At 43.7% G+C, this 18,396-nt stretch carries 14 protein-coding genes; 9 read left to right on the top strand and 5 right to left on the bottom strand.

The window, feature by feature from the left end; all coding sequences use genetic code 11:
- Positions 1-50: 50 nt before the first annotated feature.
- Genes ASD40_RS26350 through ASD40_RS26340 form a run of 3 tightly spaced genes read left to right on the top strand, consistent with a single transcriptional unit; the run spans position 51 to position 3,924 of the window.
- A complete protein-coding gene (locus ASD40_RS26350; protein ID WP_057306083.1) occupies positions 51-1,289 on the top strand; it encodes an extracellular solute-binding protein in 1,239 nt (412 codons plus the stop codon).
- 41 nt (positions 1,290-1,330) lie between these two features.
- A complete protein-coding gene (locus ASD40_RS26345) occupies positions 1,331-2,188 on the top strand; it encodes a protein phosphatase 2C domain-containing protein (protein ID WP_057306082.1) in 858 nt (285 codons plus the stop codon).
- A 35-nt stretch (positions 2,189-2,223) separates the two neighbouring features.
- Positions 2,224-3,924 carry a methyl-accepting chemotaxis protein gene (locus tag ASD40_RS26340; RefSeq protein WP_057306081.1) on the top strand — a complete coding sequence of 567 codons (1,701 nt, stop codon included), beginning with the start codon at positions 2,224-2,226 and terminating at the stop codon, positions 3,922-3,924.
- Positions 3,925-4,460: 536 nt separating this feature from the next.
- Here ASD40_RS26340 and ASD40_RS26335 read toward each other — a convergent pair.
- The 3 genes from ASD40_RS26335 to ASD40_RS26325 all read right to left on the bottom strand — a co-directional run bounded on the left by ASD40_RS26335 (position 4,461) and on the right by ASD40_RS26325 (position 7,722).
- Positions 4,461-5,852: an ABC transporter substrate-binding protein gene (locus ASD40_RS26335; RefSeq protein ID WP_057306080.1), complete on the bottom strand. Its 1,392-nt coding sequence runs from the start codon at positions 5,850-5,852 to the stop codon at positions 4,461-4,463.
- 95 nt (positions 5,853-5,947) lie between these two features.
- The gene (locus tag ASD40_RS26330) at positions 5,948-6,769 is read right to left on the bottom strand and encodes a carbohydrate ABC transporter permease (RefSeq protein WP_057306079.1); all 822 of its coding nucleotides are present in this window, start codon (positions 6,767-6,769) and stop codon (positions 5,948-5,950) included.
- Entirely contained in the window at positions 6,766-7,722 is a 957-nt protein-coding gene (locus tag ASD40_RS26325; protein ID WP_057306078.1) for a carbohydrate ABC transporter permease, read from the bottom strand. The genes ASD40_RS26330 and ASD40_RS26325 overlap by 4 nt, the downstream gene beginning before the upstream one ends.
- A 209-nt stretch (positions 7,723-7,931) precedes the next feature.
- Here ASD40_RS26325 and ASD40_RS26320 point away from each other — a divergent pair, with 209 nt between their 5' ends.
- From ASD40_RS26320 to lplT, 4 genes are all read left to right on the top strand, one after another.
- Positions 7,932-8,663 carry a glycerophosphodiester phosphodiesterase gene (locus ASD40_RS26320; protein ID WP_057306077.1) on the top strand — a complete coding sequence of 244 codons (732 nt, stop codon included), beginning with the start codon at positions 7,932-7,934 and terminating at the stop codon, positions 8,661-8,663.
- A gap of 41 nt (positions 8,664-8,704) precedes the next feature.
- Complete coding sequence (locus ASD40_RS26315; RefSeq protein WP_057306076.1) at positions 8,705-9,088, top strand: VOC family protein; 384 nt, start codon at positions 8,705-8,707, stop codon at positions 9,086-9,088.
- 752 nt (positions 9,089-9,840) lie between these two features.
- Complete coding sequence (locus ASD40_RS26310) at positions 9,841-12,000, top strand: AMP-binding protein (RefSeq protein ID WP_057306075.1); 2,160 nt, start codon at positions 9,841-9,843, stop codon at positions 11,998-12,000.
- Between the two features lie 15 nt (positions 12,001-12,015).
- Complete coding sequence (lplT, locus tag ASD40_RS26305) at positions 12,016-13,185, top strand: lysophospholipid transporter LplT (RefSeq protein WP_235549388.1); 1,170 nt, start codon at positions 12,016-12,018, stop codon at positions 13,183-13,185.
- On the opposite strand, the gene ASD40_RS26300 is transcribed toward lplT, so the two are convergent.
- The gene (locus tag ASD40_RS26300) at positions 13,186-14,121 is read right to left on the bottom strand and encodes a diacylglycerol/lipid kinase family protein (protein WP_057306073.1); all 936 of its coding nucleotides are present in this window, start codon (positions 14,119-14,121) and stop codon (positions 13,186-13,188) included.
- A 202-nt stretch (positions 14,122-14,323) separates the two neighbouring features.
- Here ASD40_RS26300 and ASD40_RS26295 point away from each other — a divergent pair, with 202 nt between their 5' ends.
- Positions 14,324-16,096 (top strand): methyl-accepting chemotaxis protein, encoded by a 1,773-nt coding sequence (locus ASD40_RS26295; RefSeq protein ID WP_057306072.1) that lies wholly within the window; start codon positions 14,324-14,326, stop codon positions 16,094-16,096.
- 223 nt (positions 16,097-16,319) lie between these two features.
- Here ASD40_RS26295 and ASD40_RS26290 read toward each other — a convergent pair whose 3' ends face one another.
- Complete coding sequence (locus tag ASD40_RS26290) at positions 16,320-17,585, bottom strand: MFS transporter (protein ID WP_057306071.1); 1,266 nt, start codon at positions 17,583-17,585, stop codon at positions 16,320-16,322.
- 187 nt (positions 17,586-17,772) lie between these two features.
- Between ASD40_RS26290 and ASD40_RS26285 the strand changes: the two genes are divergently transcribed.
- Positions 17,773-18,327 carry a TetR/AcrR family transcriptional regulator gene (locus ASD40_RS26285; protein WP_057306070.1) on the top strand — a complete coding sequence of 185 codons (555 nt, stop codon included), beginning with the start codon at positions 17,773-17,775 and terminating at the stop codon, positions 18,325-18,327.
- Positions 18,328-18,396: the final 69 nt, after the last annotated feature.

Below are 18,396 nucleotides of genomic sequence, written 5' to 3'. Positions count from 1 at the left end.
CGTGCTACAATGAAAATGATTGTCATGATGAGCTTTTACCGGGAGGAACCATGAAGCTAAATAAATGGATAATTTGGGGCATAGCATTACAACTGATCCTTATCATTGCAACCTCTTTTATGTTTAATTATAAGAAATCGACTAAAACAAACGAAGAATCTGTTCGTGGAACGGCTTTATCCATCTGGGTTTACAGTCAAGACTTGGAAACCTCTATTAATGAGTTTCATCAAACTTATCCGAACATTGATGTGGATGTGAGATACTTCCGCTCAAGTGATCATTTATTTACAGAGTTGATGGCGGCAATATCCGCTAATGCGGCGCCACAGCTCGCTGAAATTAAAAGTTATTATGGGATTACCCAGTTAGTGGATGCAGGTGCGGTGCTTCCCGTAGATAATCTATCCATTCCGGAATGGAAGAAGCTGCAGCCTGCGTTTACCGAGCCTTTTCATTATTCAGACCTGGATTGGGCAGTGCCGATCGGTGGGAGCATACCGATGCTATATTACCGAGAGGAACTGTTAAAGAACTCTCAGAAGGGCTCGTTTACTGGATGGAATGAAGTGTCGAATGCTGCAATGGAAACAAACTTGATTGGGAACGACGGAGGTATCAAAGGGCATTGGGGAATTGCCATCGACAAGGAATTGCCTTGGTATCTGGAGAGCTTAAACGTAAAGGAAAGCCATGGCGAAACCGAGGAATATGGTAAGTTCGACTCTGCTATATCCATGTGGGGAGAGTGGGTTCATAGTTTGAACATTATGAAGCCGCTCACTCACCGTCGGGCTGCAAGTGATTTTATTAATGGAAAAATCGGTTTATTCCTAAGTACTTCTGAACAACTGATGACGGTAGAACGATATATTGGCGGTAAGTTCCAATATAATGCTCAGTTGCTGCCTGGGCTGGAGCAACAGGGAATTGTGCCTAGCGTTGATGGGATGATTGTTTTAAATTCAACACCAACTAAAGTGAAAGCGGCTAACAGCTTTATTTCCTATATGATCAATGAGAACACGCAAAATGCTTTATTGCGCAGCAATGGTTTAATTCCTTCGCGGTCCGATGTTCTACTAAAGCTGCAAGAAGAAGGACAGTGGAATGCGAGTCAAAAGATGATTCTTGATTCGGTGCGGATGTTCTCGGTCAAGAGGCCCGCAAAGATGGATTTCGAACGGTGGAGCTACACCCAATCCATGCTGGAGCAATTAGAACAAGAACCAAACGATACGAAGGAAAAGCATTTTGAGGATGAATACGAGACTTGGCTTCGCAAATAGACGAAGAATATACAGACATGAGATGAAGGTGGCGTACAACTATGCATGTAGAAAAAATATCCTTACCGGGCAGCGGTGAATGGAATGAAGATGCACTTGTTGACAATGAACAGTTACATTTATTTGGGGTACTGGACGGTGCAACTTCTCTGCATCCGTTTCGTGGTCCTAACAACGAAACGGGGGGGTACTTGGCCTCGCAAGTGATCAAACAGTATTTGGAGTCGCTTCAAGCGGAGGATGTCGCTGATTTGGATCTCAAGCAGCTGGTTGTTCAAGCTAATATCCGGTTGAGGGAGAAAATGGAAGCAGCCGGGATCCATACATCAGATAAAGGTGCTTTGTGGACGAGTTCGCTCGCTCTTATCCGAATTGAGGATAATTATATCGATTATGCACAGGTTGGAGATTGTATGATCGTGGCTGTTTATCAGGACGGGTCGCTTCGGACGATTTCGCGTGATCAGGTCGCACATATCGATCTTGAATCCAAACGCATTTGGGAGCAAGGCATCGAGAAGGGCATTGTGAAGAGAGAGGACCTTTGGGAACTCGTTAAACCGATCATTTTGCAAAATAAATCGAAGATGAATACGATGGCCGGCTACTCCGTGATGAGCGGTGAACCGCATCTGGCCGAATTCATCGAATACGGTAGAATCAACCGCATTCAGTTGAAGTCCTTGCTGCTTGTTACCGACGGTCTTTTCCCGCATACAGAACGTGGAGGAGAGCCGATTGACGTCATTCAGGAGTTGACTACTTCTATTACAAATAGCACATTGGCTGGTTATGCGGATTGGTTGTTCAATCTTGAATTAGATGATAAGGATTGCCTGCGTTACCCTCGTTTCAAGGTATCGGATGATAAGACAGGGATATGGATTCAATTTGAATAGAGTGAGCAGCCATTTGAATAGAAGGTAGTTGATATATGAGATTATCTGTCGGAAAAAAAATCATGCTCGGAATTGCCATCATTTTTGTGTTAATGCTTATCATGGCGATATTTTCAATCAATCGAATGAATATCATGAAGGAACGGATTGATTCCATAACGGCTGTCACTTTGCCTGGCGTAGAGTTAATCAATGAGTTGAATTTCGAGGTGGAGCATGTCATGCGGTTGACCGTCATGCATCTAGATGAGACGCTTAAGACCGGTAAAGACAGACAGGAAAGCAGTATTGCTCTCGTATACCGAAAAATCGATCAGAAATTGGCGGAGTATGAAAAAAAGGCTGTTATGGAGGAAGATCGCAAAAATCTGGCTGAATTTAAAGGCAAGTGGAACGAATTTAAAGACGTCAATAAGCAGACTTTAGAAGCAAGTCAATCTAAAAATAGCGCGAAGGCTGCGCAATTGCTCGCACAAGCGGAAGAGCTGAATGTGACGGTACAGGCTATCTTTGACAAAATGAAAATATATAATAAAGGCGAGGCCGTCCATGCGACTAATGAAGCCATCGATGCTTTTTCTTCCGCGAAGACGGGTCTAACTTTATTATTGATCTTTAGCTTGGTTACAGCGGCAGCAGTCATTGTAAGTGTTCATCTGCTAGTTTCCAAAACCTTACATAAGGTTACTTCCCATATCGTTCAAGTAGCCAAAGGAGAACTAGATGTCCAGCCATTAAAAGTAAGAAGCAAGGATGAGTTGGGGCAATTGGCCAAAGCAGCAAACGACATGGTTGTTCATTTGAGGGAAACTCTGCAGCAAACGGCAACAACCTCCGCTCAAGTCGCTGCTTTATCCGAAGAGCTTGCAGCAAGTGCTAATCAAACAGCCGCTTCTTCGAGACAAGTTGCTGCTGCCGTTCAAGAAGTTGCTGGAGGGGCATCTGATCAGCTCATTAGTACGGAAGAAGCAGCAAAAGCCATGGAAGAAATGGCAATAGGAATCGGACGAATTGCAGAAACGTCATCTGTCGTTTCGGAAAAGTCCGTTGAAACCTCGACGCAGGCCGAGCAAGGAAATGAAGCTATCCGTCAAGTCGTTGCTCAAATGGGTCTAATCAAAGATTCAGCAACTACAACGGCAGACTTTGTTGGTCGGCTGGGGCAGCGATCGGAAGAAATTGGTGCGATTATATCGATGATATCTGACATTGCAACTCAGACAAACTTATTGGCACTGAATGCTTCCATTGAAGCAGCAAGAGCGGGGGCAGGAGGTAGAGGGTTTGCGGTTGTCGCGAATGAAGTGAAAAAATTATCTGCACAATCCAGTTCATCCGCTAACGAAATTGCTGCGTTAATCCATGAAATTCAAACAGAAACAAGGCATGCTGTAGAAGCGATACAATCCGTTACTCGTGAAGTTACGGTAGGTATCTCAGTGGCTGAAACGACTAGTGAAAAGTTCGGTTCCATACTCGATTCTATTCAGCATATCAACAACGAAATTCAAGAGATTTCAGCGATCTCAGAGCAAATGGCCGCCTCATCCGAGCAAATCACTGCATCTATTATCTCAACTGCATCGATTGCCAGAAATGCTAATGATAATACCCAGTCTGTAGCCAGCGCATCAGATCTGCAGTTGGTTTCCATGGAAGGTATTTCCTCATCTGCCTCACATCTGTCTGGTATGGCTGAAAGTTTGCAGCGCTTGATACATAAGTTTAAGTTATAGTTATATTTGTTTAAAAGAGACTAAGATCTAACTGTTAAACGTGCTGAGAGTATCTATCCCCCAAGTCTTCGATAAGGGAGCCTTCCATGTTGTTTGGTTGGGAAAATAAGTAAGCTGAGGTTGCTTATTTATTCAAATTGATCCTGATTTGAAGGAATAAGCAAGGTACAGTTGCTTAATGTGAATTAATTCGTTCTGAAAGTAAGGACATGCAAGAGATAAGTACGCTCTGTGGTCTTATCTCACGAGATGCATCGAAGTTCGCGGGAATAAGCACAATTTGCTGGCTTATTCATCCCCGAGTATACAATTGTAGAGAACCTAGCCTCAGGCTAGGTTTATCTCACAATAAGTAAGGAGTAGAAGTACTGGGAGTATGGTGCTGCATCAATTTCATCGGAGGTATAAATTCGACAACATGGGAGTTTGTACGAATAACAAGATCGTTCACATAAGAAATTAAAAACTGGCGTCGGTGGATTACCGACGCCAGTTAGCTCCCAAAGTGCTTTTTCTACAGGTTGTTCCAATTCCAATTATTTTACTGTCTTATTATAAGCGCCAATTTTCTCCGTGATGCTCTTCGCAGCAGCATCCAGCGCTTCCTTCGGCGCCTTCTTACCTGTTAGAGCTTCTTCGACAGCTGTTTCTACAAGCTGCCGTGCTTCTGGAAATACACCCATTACAGCCCCTTGTGTGGCTTTATTTGCTTTTGTATTGTGCAGTTGATCAATTGCGGTTTGGAATTGCGGATATTTGGCAAGGTTATCCTTCACCAGCTGCTCGTCGTAAGCTTTCTTCGTAATTGGGAAGTAGCCGGTGTTGACGTGCCACCAAGCTTGTGTTTGTGGGGTTGTCAGAAATTTAATGAACTCCCATGCGCCTTTTTGCTCAGCTTCGGATTTGTTGTTTAGGATGTAGAGACTTGCACCTCCGACAACAACACCGCCATCCTTCGCATCAGCTGGTTTAGGCAGGGTGCTGGTTCCAACTTGGAATTTACCGTCAGCACCGCTCACGATTCCGCGTAGTGAGGCTGTGGAATCTAAAGTCATAGCGACTTGGCCAGCCAAGAACGCTTTCTTCGTATCATCTGTCTTGCGTCCTAGGTTCGTAGCTGTTTTGCTGTCGACCATTTGCTTCCACCACGTCAAAGTCTTCACGCCTGACTCACTATTAACCATGGATTCCGTAGCTGCGGCCGTACGACCGTTACCATTGTTAAGGTATTCGGCACCTTGTCCAGCAAAGAATTGCTCCATGAACCAACCGTAGATGGCAAAGGATGCGCCAGCTTTACCGTCTTTGGTTAATGCTTGAGAAGCTTTGGCAACATCTTCAAATGTTGTTGGCGGCTTTTCAGGATCTAGACCGGCAGCTTTAAACATATCTTTGTTGTAATAAAGGATCGGATTCGAAGTGTTGAAAGGCATGGAATACAGTTTGCCATCGAATTTATAGTAATTTAGAATGTTATCTTCTAGTTGGGAGAGATCGAATTTATCAGCATCGACATACTTTTGGACTGGCGTAATGGCCTTGGAGTCGATCATGAAACGGGAGCCGATTTCGTATACTTGAATAAGAGAAGGACCGCTTTTGCTATCCATAGAAGCTTTCATTTTATTTAAGCTTTCATCATATGTGCCTTGAAAAACAGCTTCAACTTGCACATCTTTTTGGGTAGCGTTGAAGTCTGCAACAAGTTTATCTACGGCTTTGCCGAGCTCACCGCTCATCGAGTGCCACCAGATTACTTTAACCGGTTCAGCCGATTTTTTCGTTTCTGCGGCAGCAGGAGAAGCGGATGATTTGATATCTGCTGTACTGCCTGATGTCGTCGGTTCAGCCTTGCCGCAAGCGCTAGTCAGCAGCACCATGAGTGCTGTTAAAGCGATAGATGTACTTCTCATTTTCAATGTCTTCATTTTTTTTAGGTTCTCTCCCTTTGGTTTCTTTATTTTATATTTATGGAAATCTGGGTCAGCTTATTGCTGAACAGAGCAGCCATCACACATGGGGACTAGCCTTTCACAGCACCAGCAGTAAGCCCTCGAACGAGCTGCTTCAACCCGAGTACTAAAAGCAATAGTGAAGGCAGCAAGACGATAGTTACACCTGCTAAGACCAAGTTCCAAACGGTTAATTCTTCGAATTGGAGCATGGCGATGCCAATTTGAACCGTTCGCATTGCCTCGCTGTTCGTGATGAGAAGCGGCCATAAGTAACTGTTCCACGAGCTAAGGAATGCATAGACGGCTAGTGTTGCAAGTGCAGGGCGACCTAGGGGAAGCACAATTCGGAAAAAGCAGCGGAAGTGCCCACAACCATCAATACGCGCTGCTTCGAACAGCTCCTTAGGCAGTTGTAAGAAAAATTGGCGCAGCAAGAACGTGCCGAAAGCAGTAGCCAGGAATGGAACGGTTAAGCCCTGAATGCTATCGAGCCAGTCCCATTTTTTGACCGTCAAATAGTTTGGAATGATGGTGACTTCCCAAGGAATCATCATGGTAGCCATGAATATCGCGAAGATGGCGGCTTTACCCTTGAATCGAATATTTGCAAAAGCATAAGCGGCCATGCTGGATGTAATGAGCTGTCCAGCCGTAATGATGATCGAGACGACTAAACTGTTGGCAATAAATTTGCCAATGGGGACTAGTTGGAACACGGCGACTATACTGCCCATATAAAAGCTGCTCGGCCAGAAGCGGGGCGGATAGGCCGAAGCTTCCTCAGGTGTCATGAATGCTGCGGTAAACGTATAGAAAATAGGATACAGAACGAGTGCAGCGAATATGACAAGCAGAACATAAACGAAGGTATTTAGTAATCGATGGGTCATTGATAATGCACATTCCTTTCAAAAACTTTAAATTGCACAACGGTGAAAATAAGGATGATAGTGAACAGGACAAGGGCTTGAGCACTACCCGTCCCGAATCGGAAGTTAATGAAAGCATCCTGATACAAGCTGTATACAAGGACATCTGTGGAATTAACAGGACCGCCTTTGGTCAAAATGTGAATCTGTCCGAAGGACTGAAATGCACCTATAATCGACACAATGGTGACGAAGAACACCGTCGGTGAAAGCAAGGGGAATATGATTTGGATAAAGGTACGGAGTGGACCTGATCCGTCGATTTTGGCGCTATCATAGATCTCTTCTGGAATTCCTTGTAGGCCACTTAGAAGAACGATGTAAGTAAAGCCAAGATTCATCCAGACCGTCATCATAGAAACGGAAAGCAGTGCCCAACTTGGATCTGTTAACCAAGCCACTGGCTCTAAGCCGACAATGCTCAGCAAATAATTCAACATGCCGACACTTGGGTGAAATAACATCATCCAGATCACTGCAGAGGTTCCTACGGACAGAACAACAGGCAGCGAGAAGATGAATTGGAAGATTCGCATACCTTTCAAGTGATTATGTGTAAGTGCGGCAAGCAAAAGAGCAAGAACAATACCGGTTGGCACGGTAAGAAGTGTAAAAAGACCTGTGACTTCCAAACTTTTATAGAATCGCTCGGAAGTGAAGATAGCAATGAAGTTATCGAAACCAACGTAAGAAGCAACTCTTCCTCGCGGATCCGTCTCGTGAAAACTCAAATAAAAGGTTTGAAGCAAGGGGTAAAAAAGAAAAATAGCAAACAGCAAAAGCGAAGGGACTAAGAAAACATAACCAAGCAGCGTTTCCGCCAATTTCTGATTGAGAAGCGCGCGGGGAGGTTGCTGCACTTTTACTTTTGGCTTGGTTGTTGAAAGCGGTAAATCTCTATCCATCGTATTCATGTGGCGCTCCTTCACGAACGTTATTAGACTAGTACTATGTTATTAGCTTAACGATGCTTTATTTGACCCGTGTTAAATAGAGATTAACTTATTGTGTATTTTTCCAACATATTTACGTAACCTTTACGAATAAATACTGGGCAAGGGCAAGTCATTTCATCTATAATTTGAGCATAGTAGACGAAGCTTACACGTTGGGAGTATTAACAATGAACAAGCATAAACCGATTGTAATTGGACATCGCGGAGCCGCTGGGGAAGCGCCGGAGAATACGCTAGCTTCTTTTGCATTGGCTTTGGAGCAAGGGGCAGAAGGCATCGAACTAGATGTACATATAACGAAAGATGGAGAGATTGTCGTCTGTCATGATGCTACATTGGATCGTACGACGAATGGTTCCGGACTTATTTGTGATCACAGTTGGAGTGAATTGAAGTCGTTGGATGCTGGGGCTTGGTTTTCAGAGGCGTTCACGGGGGAACGGTTACCGCTTCTGTGTGAAGTATTCGATTTATTGCCGCGAGGGTTCTTCATTAATGTGGAAGTGAAGCATGCTTATGAAGGGCGAATGGAGAAGTCGCTTCTAACATTTTTGCGTGAAAGCAGAAGAATGGAAGATGTGGTCATTTCTTCTTTCGATCACAAAGTGATTCGCCGAATTAAGCAGGCCGAGTCTGGGGTGAAGGTAGGTTTGTTGTACGCAGCAAACCTTATTGACCATACTGCTTATGCAGGGCAAATGGGTGTAGATGTATTTTCGTTACATCCTCATCACCACTGCATAGAACAAGAAGATGTTGCAGCGGCAGTAGCCTCTGGGCTTGCTATTTATCCTTATACGGTAAATGACTTGGGCGATTATCATAGGATGATTGCTTCAGGTGTTTCCGGAATAATTACCGATTACCCATCTAGACTTAGGGAGCTATTGAACCAGTAGTATGGTAGAATATGGGTATCATAGTTTGGAAGGGGAAACGTATGAGCGAAAACAGCTTAACTCAAATTGGGCAAATCTCCGTAAATGCAGCTGACATTCCTAGAGCTGTTGCTTTTTACCGCGACACATTAGGCATGAAGTTTTTGTTTCAAGCTTCTCAAATGGCTTTTTTTGATTGCAATGGCATTCGATTGATGCTAAGCCTTCCTGAAAATCCTGAATTTAATCATCCTGGGTCTGTCATTTATTATAAGGTTGGGGACATTAAGCAGGTCTATGAGGCTTTTCTAGAACGAGGTGTGTCCTTTATTAGTGAGCCGCATGTGGTAGCTAATATGGGAAGCTTCGATATTTGGATGGCTTTCTTCCGCGATACAGAGGGAAATACTTTGGCGATTACCAGTGACGTCCCTAATGGAAATTAAAAAGTTGTTAGAGAGACCTATGCATAGTTGGATGCATGGGTCTTTTATTATTGAGATCGTTTATTATAGGAACTCCCATTCGCTATTTTGATGTTTTTTGGCGATAGGCTCGGTTTTCAAGCTTTCGGCTAGAGTTGGTTAAGATAAGCACGGAATCCGAGCCTAAAGTAAGCGGGAGCGGTGGTGAGGTTGGGGGAAGTGAGCTGAGAAGTTGATTTTTGCTACAATTAGAGGAACGAGGGTTCGCTATTTTGATGTTTTTGACGAAAACAACCAACTTGCGGAACGACAGGCCGTTATTTTGCTCAAAACCTGTTCAATCAAGCGGAAAAAGGGGAAATAGCGAATCGTCGTTCCTTTTCGAGCCGGAAAACGGCTATTAATACACAAATAGCGAACTGACGTTCCGCATAACAAGGGATTTGATCTATAATAGAGCTTCGTTCCTTCCAAGAAGCGAAGTTTGCATGGATATAAGCAAATAACGCCTCATCTTCAAGACGTTAACGCATTGAAATTAAATCCTCCAAGAGCGGGTACTACGCAAAGTTAGTACTATCAGATTCCAGGCAGATGCATACAATGGAATTATGATCAGGTATTAAGAGAAGCCCAAAAGCTTATGCGTACAAATCCAGTTTAGCACAAGCAAAGCTCAGCCGATGCCTACGAAGAGAGCTTTGCTAAAGCAAAGCTCAGCCCATGCTTACGAAGATAGCTTTGCTAAAGCAAAGCTCTTAGGAGGAGTTCCAATGATCAAATGGTTGTTTGTTGCTCTGTTAAAGCTGTTACTTCCCCTATTGCGTCCAGTTTTGATGGCAAGCTTTAAGGTCAAAGTTAGGGGGATGGAGCGGCTCGATTTGACGGAGAAAACGGTGCTTATTCCTAATCACGTATCTTTACTGGATGCTGTTCTTTTAGCGCTGATACTGCCGAAGGATGTGGCATTTGTTGTTAACACCAAGATTGCAAAGCGGTTTGCTTGGCTGCTCCTTTTTCGGGCGAATATCGCGGTAGATCCTTTGAATCCCTACTCGGTACGAACGATGCTCAGAACAGTTCAAAACGGAACACCGCTTGTTGTTTTTCCAGAAGGACGAATCACAACAACCGGTGGCATGATGAAAGTGTATGGTGGGATTGGTTACATTGCACTGAGATCACAGGCCCGCATGCTGCCAATAGCGATTAATGGACTAGAGCATTCGAAATTATCTTATCTTCGCGGCAAATTGAAGCAGTTCTGGTTTCCGGCAGTGAGCATCACGTTTGGTGAAGCTTTTCAAGTGCCCATGAGTGAACATATCTCGAGGCGAATTCAGAAGGAGCGGGCAACGGATATCATTCGCAGCCGCATGCAGAATCATTTGCTGGAAAGTCGAATGAAGCCTGAAATTAATTTATTCAACGAGATGCTGATAGCTGCCAAACTTCATGGCAATTCTACGGTAATTTGTGAAGATATCATAAGTGATTCCGCATTAACCTACCGCAAATTACTGCTCACAACGTATACGATGGCGGGGCTTCTAAAGCAGCTTCTTAAGGAACAAAACCGTGCCGCAGTTTTACTGCCTAATGCTGCGGCACATGTAGTCACTTTATTTTCATTATTCCGATTAGGAGTAACACCGGCGGTATTGAATTATTCGGCTGGTAAGCAGACGATGCTGGATGCTTGCGAAACAGCCGCTGTGAAGACGATTATTACGTCCAAAGCGTTCGTCGACAAAGCGGGACTTGCTGATTTTATCGAGACTGCTAACGGTGCTTTCAAGATTGTATATCTTGAAGATGTTAAACAAAGGATCAATTTTAAACATAAATGTGTCGGGATTTTTCACTATATACGGAAAGTAAAGGGACCTGTTGGTTCCGGAAAAAACGAGGTTGTTCTTTTTACATCAGGAAGTGAGAGTAAACCGAAGGGGGTCGTCCTCACTCACCGCAATGTATTTGCTAATATTCAGCAAGCCAAGGCTGTAATTGCCTTTAACGGGTCGGATATTGTACTTGGCGCGATGCCGATGTTTCACTCCTTTGGACTAACCGCAGGAACGATGCTGCCCATCCTTTCCGGTATGAAAGTAGTACTTTACCCTAATCCCTTACATTATAAAGTCATTCCGGAGCTAGTCTACGATCGCAATATTACGATTCTATTTGGGACTTCAACTTTTCTATCGGCTTATGCAAGAACCGCGCATCCGTATGATTTTGCCCACTCGCTGAAATATGTCGTGGCTGGTGCTGAGAAGTTGAAGGAGGAAGTACGTCAAACCTGGTCTGATAAATTCGGGATTCGTATTCTGGAGGGGTATGGCACAACGGAGACAGCGCCCGTCATTTCGCTTAACACACCTATGTACGCAAAGAAAGGTACAGTGGGGCGAATGCTGCCAGGTATTGATTACCGTTTGGAAAAGGTGGAAGGCATTGAGCTTGGCGGTAACTTGTTGGTGAAGGGGCCGAATGTGATGAAAGGTTATCTCATTCATGGTCAAGGCTTCGTCCCTTGCCCAGAGTGGTATAGCTGCGGAGATGTTGTTCAAATGGATGATCAAGGGTATATCTCGATTCAAGCAAGGCTGCAGTCTTTTGCCAAAATTGGAGGGGAGAAAGTGTCACTGCCGATGGTGGAGGAGCTTGTGACTGCAAGCATGCCGCCTCAAGCGATATGTGCCGCGGTTAGTGTGCCTGATGCGCGAAAAGGGGAGCGGATTGTTGTGTATCATAATATCCCCGATCTTCAGCTTCAACAAATCAGAGAGTCGATGAAACAGCAGGGTCATCCCTCATTTTACATGCCTTCGGAGCTTCGTTATACCGAAAAATTGCCACTTCTAGGAAGCGGGAAAGTAGACTATGTGACGCTCAAACGATCGGCGCTAAAGGATGACCATGAAACCTAAAGGGAGCGAATTGTTATGAAAATGAATCCACTTCAGACACTGTATGTGACGCAATTTCTTTCCGCTTTTGCCGATAATATGATTCTCTTCATTACTCTGGCGATCATTAAACAAAATGCATTCCCTGATTACTATATTGGCGTTGTGCAAGCCTGCTTTCTTATTGCCTTCGTCATTTTCGCTCCGTTCGTTGGGGCTTTTGCAGATAAGAATGCGAAATCCCAGGTCCTTCTCGTCGGAAATGCTATTAAAGCCATTGGAATTATAGCTCTGTTCCTGCATCTTGATCCTGCTGTCAGCTACGGAATTGTCGGGATAGGAGCCGCGGTCTATTCACCTGCCAAATATGGTATCCTGCCCTCGCTTACGCATTCGGAAAGCGAACTGCTGAGAGCCAATGCACGGATTGAGGGCTATACGATTATGGCTATTCTTATTGGTTCTGTGTGTGGCGGAGTTTTGGCCAAAATCTCGCTTACTGGCTCTATTATTGCTTGCTTCGCGCTATACTTGATTTCATTACTTTTAACGCTGCAAATTCCTAGAATTTCAGGCAATTCGAGTATACGTTACGTCAAAGAGGCCAAGGCATTCCTAACGGATATGATGCTCTTGTTAAAAGATCGCACGACTCGCTTTTCTCTGGTAGGTACGGGCTCATTCTGGATGACTTCCTCCGTCGTCCGACTTGCGATTATCGCATGGGTACCGGCACATTTAGGCATACAGTCTGTCGATCAGATTTCGATGCTCGTTGCCGTAACGGGCATAGGCATTATGGTTGGCGCACTTATGACGCCCAAATTGATTCCGGCACGCAAATATTATAATTCCTATGTTTTTGGGATTGTTATGATCATCAGCATATTGTTATTCCCGCTTATTTCTAACTTATATGTGACCATAGGTCTTCTGCTTCTCATAGGCTTCAGCGGCGGCGTATTTATCGTACCGATGAATACCGTGCTGCAAGATAAAGGACAGATAATGGTAGGGGCTGGAAAAACAATCGCTGTTCAAAATTTCCTCGAAAATTCTATGATGCTCGCAGGTGTAGGCATATATACACAAATATCCAAGGATGGTTTATCACCAGATATCTCGATCACGGGAATTGCCGTTATACTAGCTGGCTTCGTAGGATACCTGATTATACAGCGTCAACGATTGAAAATAGTCGTGTAGTTAACCTTCATACAGAGATGACCCGATAACGGTTAAGGCAGAGGGTACAATCTCGACTTGGAGCGGTGTTGATCCGGCGAATTCCCCGTCCGCTTGGACGAGTAAAGAAATTTGGGTACGAAGTGAAATCGACGTCCCTTTATAGAAAGAAACTGCGGGATGTTGAATATGCTTGCCTTGATAAACGGTGAAAAGAATAGGCAGCAGTCGGAATCGCCCTCTGCTTTGAATCACGACAATATCGGCTATGCCGTCGTGAGGAGAGGCAGCAGGGCATATTTGTATGGAGCCACCGTAAAAGGGAATATTGGCGACAGCTGCCAACCACATGTCAGGCAATTCATGAACCGTGCCGTCAACTTCTAACCAAGCTGTGCAGGGTTGATAAGTGGCGAACACTCTAAGGATCGAGATCAAGTAGGACAGCTTACCGAGTCCAATGCGATTGAGAAATTTTTTGTAGCTAGCCTCGTTTGTCAATTTAGCCACCATACCATCGAAACCTGCCCCAATGCTATTCACAGCAATCATTCCGTTCTTAGTACGCAGAAGATCAATTTGAACTTTCTTAGTCTCCGATATGGCGGCTTCTAGTGCTTGTATCGAATGAGTAGGAATGCCGTAAGCCTTGGAGAAATCGTTACCTGTTCCCGCAGGGATGACCGCAAGTGGACAGTTTAGCCCGGTCTTTTGTATGTGCCATAACCCTCCGGCAGCCTCATGAATCGTTCCATCCCCGCCGATCACGATCAGCTTATCGACACGGTTTTCTTGAACAAGTGTGATGGCGTGTTCCGTGGCTTCTCCTGCCTTTGTTGTTATTTTTACCATATAAGAGATATGATTTAACTGTAAATAAGTCTCAATTTCTTTCCAAATGCTAGCTCCTCTACCATCCCCCGAAAGAGGATTCACGATAATTCCGATCAACTTCATTTTAAATACCTCCGAACTATCATGAAAATGGAATAAATTGTATGCGTAATTTCTTGATTTATGATACTTTTTACCTAATTTTGTCTTTACATCGTGAACGCTGTTTTGTAGAATAAACCGTAGGTTAATTAAAAATATTTCGTGTAAGGTTTTATCACATCATGACTACAAGATCTATCACTCGGGAGGAGAACGGGAGACTTTGAAATTCAAAACGAAATTGAAAGTGAGCAACTTGAAGAACGTAAGAAATATGAGAGCTAACCTGTCCATCCTTCGAAACCTTAAACTACGCTTTAAACTGCTGCTTATGAACGCTATCGCTATTTTATTCCTACTAATTGTAGGTATTACGGGTTATTATTATATGGATAAGATGTCTAGTAATTCTACTAGAATGTACGAGGAAAGTCTGCTATCTGTCAAATGGATTAATCAACTGAAATCAAATTTTAATGAAACCGAAGCCAATCTGCTAGAGATGATGCTTTCGACTGATGTGAAATACAAGGTCAAATTAAAAGTGAAATTAGATGAAAACAGTGCCAAGAATAAAGAACTGGTTACTAAAATAGAGGGAATTGCCTTAAATCAAGAGGAAACTGACGCTTTTAAAAGCTTTGAGGAACTGAATCTGAAGTACCGCGATGTTATCGTCAGAACGATTGAACATGCGACCCAAAATAATCAAGTAGCCTATCAAGTGTATAACAATGAGGTTTCACCTCAAGGTGATAAAACGATTGAAGCACTGGACAAATTGGTACTGCTCAAAGAGTTTGCTGCAGAACAATTTCAGCGCTCAAGCAGTGCAGACTCAAAGACGTCACACTGGGTCATTATCCTTACCTTTGTTATCGCAATCATCGTAATGACAGCAAATGCACTAGCTTTAAATATGATTATTACGGTGCCAATTCGCAGATTACAGGATCATATGGAGAAAGCGGCGAGAGGTGATCTCTCTGTAAAAGGTGACTACCCTTATGAGGATGAGGTTGGTAAATTGACCGGCTCCTTTAATGTCATGACCGAAAGTCTGCGCAGCTTAGTCAAACAGATCGCTGACAATGCGTTGACACTCTCGGCGAGTTCAGAAGAACTTCTAGCGAGTTCGGAGCAAAGCTCCCTCGCTGCGAAGCAGGTAGCGACATCCAGTCAGAAGCTATCCGAAGATTTCGATAAGCAGTTTGCTGGCGTGAATCAAGCGAACGAGGCTGTTCAGCAAATGCTTACAAGTACGAAGCTCATTGATGAGTCAGCCCAAGAGGTTGCTGAGCTAGCAGAACAAGCAACTCAAGCAGCACAAAACGGCAAACAATCCGTTGTCTCAATTGCTGGTCAAATGACAGAAATCTCCGATGCTGTTCGCGAAGTAAACGATGTGATTGAGGCATTAGGTAAAAATGCGCACAAAATCGGTGAGATTGTCAATGTGATCAACGAAATTTCTACTCAAACAAATCTGCTCTCTTTGAATGCTGCTATTGAAGCAGCTCGTGCTGGAGAAGCGGGTCGCGGGTTCGCGGTTGTAGCAGGAGAAGTGCGTAAGCTTGCTGAGCAATCATCTTCCTCCGCACGCAACATAACACAGCTTGTTTCCACGATTCAAAGACAAATCAATCACGCTGTAAGCTCCATGCATGCCGGAGCAGGCAAAGTGGAAGTTGGATTATCGATTTCGGGGAAGGCGCAAGAATCCTTCGTCCATATCGAATCATCCGTTGAGAAAGTGAATGCGAAAGTGGAAAGTGTGAACACGAATATTCACCAACTTGTTGATGCTAATTTACGCATAGAACAAGTAATGGGTATCGTGAGTGCTGTTTCGGAAACAGGAATTTCCGTCAGTCAAGAGACATCGGCTGCCAGCCAACAGCAAATGTCGACGACCGAGGAAATTGAGAATTCCGCCAAATCCTTGGCAGGACTGGCCGAGGAATTACAACTTTCCTTGCAGAAATTTACGGTGTAGAAAGATCTCGCGGTATAGCCAAAAAGGACGATAAGCTGCAATATAAATAAGCTGACCTTAACCCATTCAAAGATGGTCGAGGTCAGCTTTTTTTGGATTTTTTGATTTGGAGAAGAATGTGAACAGACCAATTGAACTTATTAAGCCCGGCGTCTTCTTGAGGCAGCCAGCCATTCTGGCGACCAGGCTTCAGCTAGTCTGTTATGGGCAAAAGAAATGACTATTAAACGGCAGCTGCCACTGTTTTGCTATTCCGAATTTTCAATGCTATGATCGCTGCAATCAGGCAGACGAAACCAGCAGCTACGAACGGTACGGTATAACTGCCAAGCAAATCGCGCATGAATCCAGCGCCATAGGCTGCGAAGGATGCGCCTGCTTGGTGTGCCACTAAGATCCAACCGAAAATCATTCCGGCTTTCTCCCGACCAAATGTATCAGAGGTGAGTTTTGCGGTAGGAGGTACAGTGGCAATCCAGTCTAACCCGTAGAAGACAGCGAAAATCGTAAGCTGCGTAACCCCAGTTCCAAGCGCGTAGGGAAGAAAGATAAGCGATAACCCTCGAAGGCCATAATACCAGAAAAGCAACCATCTGCTATCGAATCTGTCTGATAACCAACCTGACATCGTAGTGCCCACGAGATCGAACACTCCCATTAATGCAAGCAGTCCTGCAGCTGCTATGATTGGAATATTATAATCTCCACATGCAGGAATTAAATGTGTGCCAATTAAGCCATTTGTAGAGAAGCCGCAAAAGAAAAAGGTTCCTGCAAGAAGCCAGAACGTTCCATTTCGCATGGCTGCGACTAGTGTGCGTATCGGTGTAAGAAACAGATTCCCTTGGAAAGGAATTGGTTTGGTGATTTCTGTGCTGCCGAGAGGGGCAACCCCTACATCATAAGGATGATTTCTCATCCAGATTGCGATAATAGGTACAAGCAGAATCAGAGCAGCCATTATCAAGTAAACGGCATATCGCCAGCCGTTTTCACTTGTTATTTTAGCTAGTAAAGGCAGGAAAAGCAGTTGGCCTGTCGCGGCGCTTGCCGTTAGCAAGCCTATGACTAATCCTTTATGCTTAACGAACCAACGATTCGCAACAGTTATACCCAAAACATTGGCCAATGCACCTGTACTGAGACCACCTAGGACGCCCCATAGCAGCATAAGCTGCCAAATTTCCTTAATAAATGGAGTCAATCCTAAGCTAATGAGCATTAAAATAATGGCAGATACCATCATTCGGCGAATACCGAATTTGGCCAACATAGCGGCCGAGAAGGGTCCTATTAAGCCGTACAATAGAATGCGGATAGAGATAACCCCGGATATTGCTGCGCGATTCCAGCCATATTCTTTCTCCAGAGATTGTATTAAAACACTCGGAAAAGAGCTGATGCCCGCGGAAACTAACAACGTTAAGAACACAATAAAGATGACAACCCAACCGTAATGTAATTTGGAGACCTTTTGTTCTTTCAGCATCTATTTCAAACCTTTCCTTTTAATGATCAACTATTAGATCTGTGCGGACCCACGCATGAAGAATAGATAACCCTCCTTTATTTTTTAAAATTCAATAATCATATGTTAACTTACTAGTAAATAAGTGTCAATTCATCTTTTTTCCAAACATTTGACACTTACCTACTAGTTAATTTAATATATCCTTATGGAAAATAGAAAAACACAAATCGTTGATCTGGCGCTTAAACTCATCCGAGAAAAAGGTTATGTTGCCATTAGTTATGATGATTTTTCGAAACAACTGGGCGTAACCAAGGCAAGTATTCATTATCATTTTGAAAAAAAGGAGGATTTAGGAATTGCCGTGTTAGAACGGATACTAAATAATCTTCAAAATATAGTAAACTCTTCAGGAACAGCTGAAGAAAAGCTGAAACACTACATTGCTTACCGAACTGAAAAAATAGGCTGCAATGAAATATGCCCAATTTCATCTTTTCAAACTGATTTCGAATCTCTACCAGATATCCTTCAACAAAAGGTACAAGCGGTTAGTCAACTTGAGGTATCCCTGCTGATTACAATCCTTCAAGAGGGAATAAATGAAGATTTTGTTCAAGATTCTGAGGATATTGAATCACTGGCTCTGACCATTTTGGCCTGCATCAAGGGGATTTTACAGTATAGACGTGTTTTGGGAAAAGATATATATCCCCAAGTTATAAATCAAATAAATCGGCTTTTTGTTAAAAGAATTTGAGCCTAATAAACGCTAGAACCAATCGAGAACTGTGGTCATATGTTATAAATGTAAAGCAAAAAGGAACGG

The organism is Paenibacillus sp. Root444D2, assembly GCF_001426375.1.
In the GTDB taxonomy this organism is placed as follows: Bacteria; Bacillota; Bacilli; order Paenibacillales; family NBRC-103111; genus Paenibacillus_E.
The sequence above is the reverse complement of the archived record's forward strand: the minus strand, read 5'-3'. Positions and strand labels throughout refer to the sequence as shown.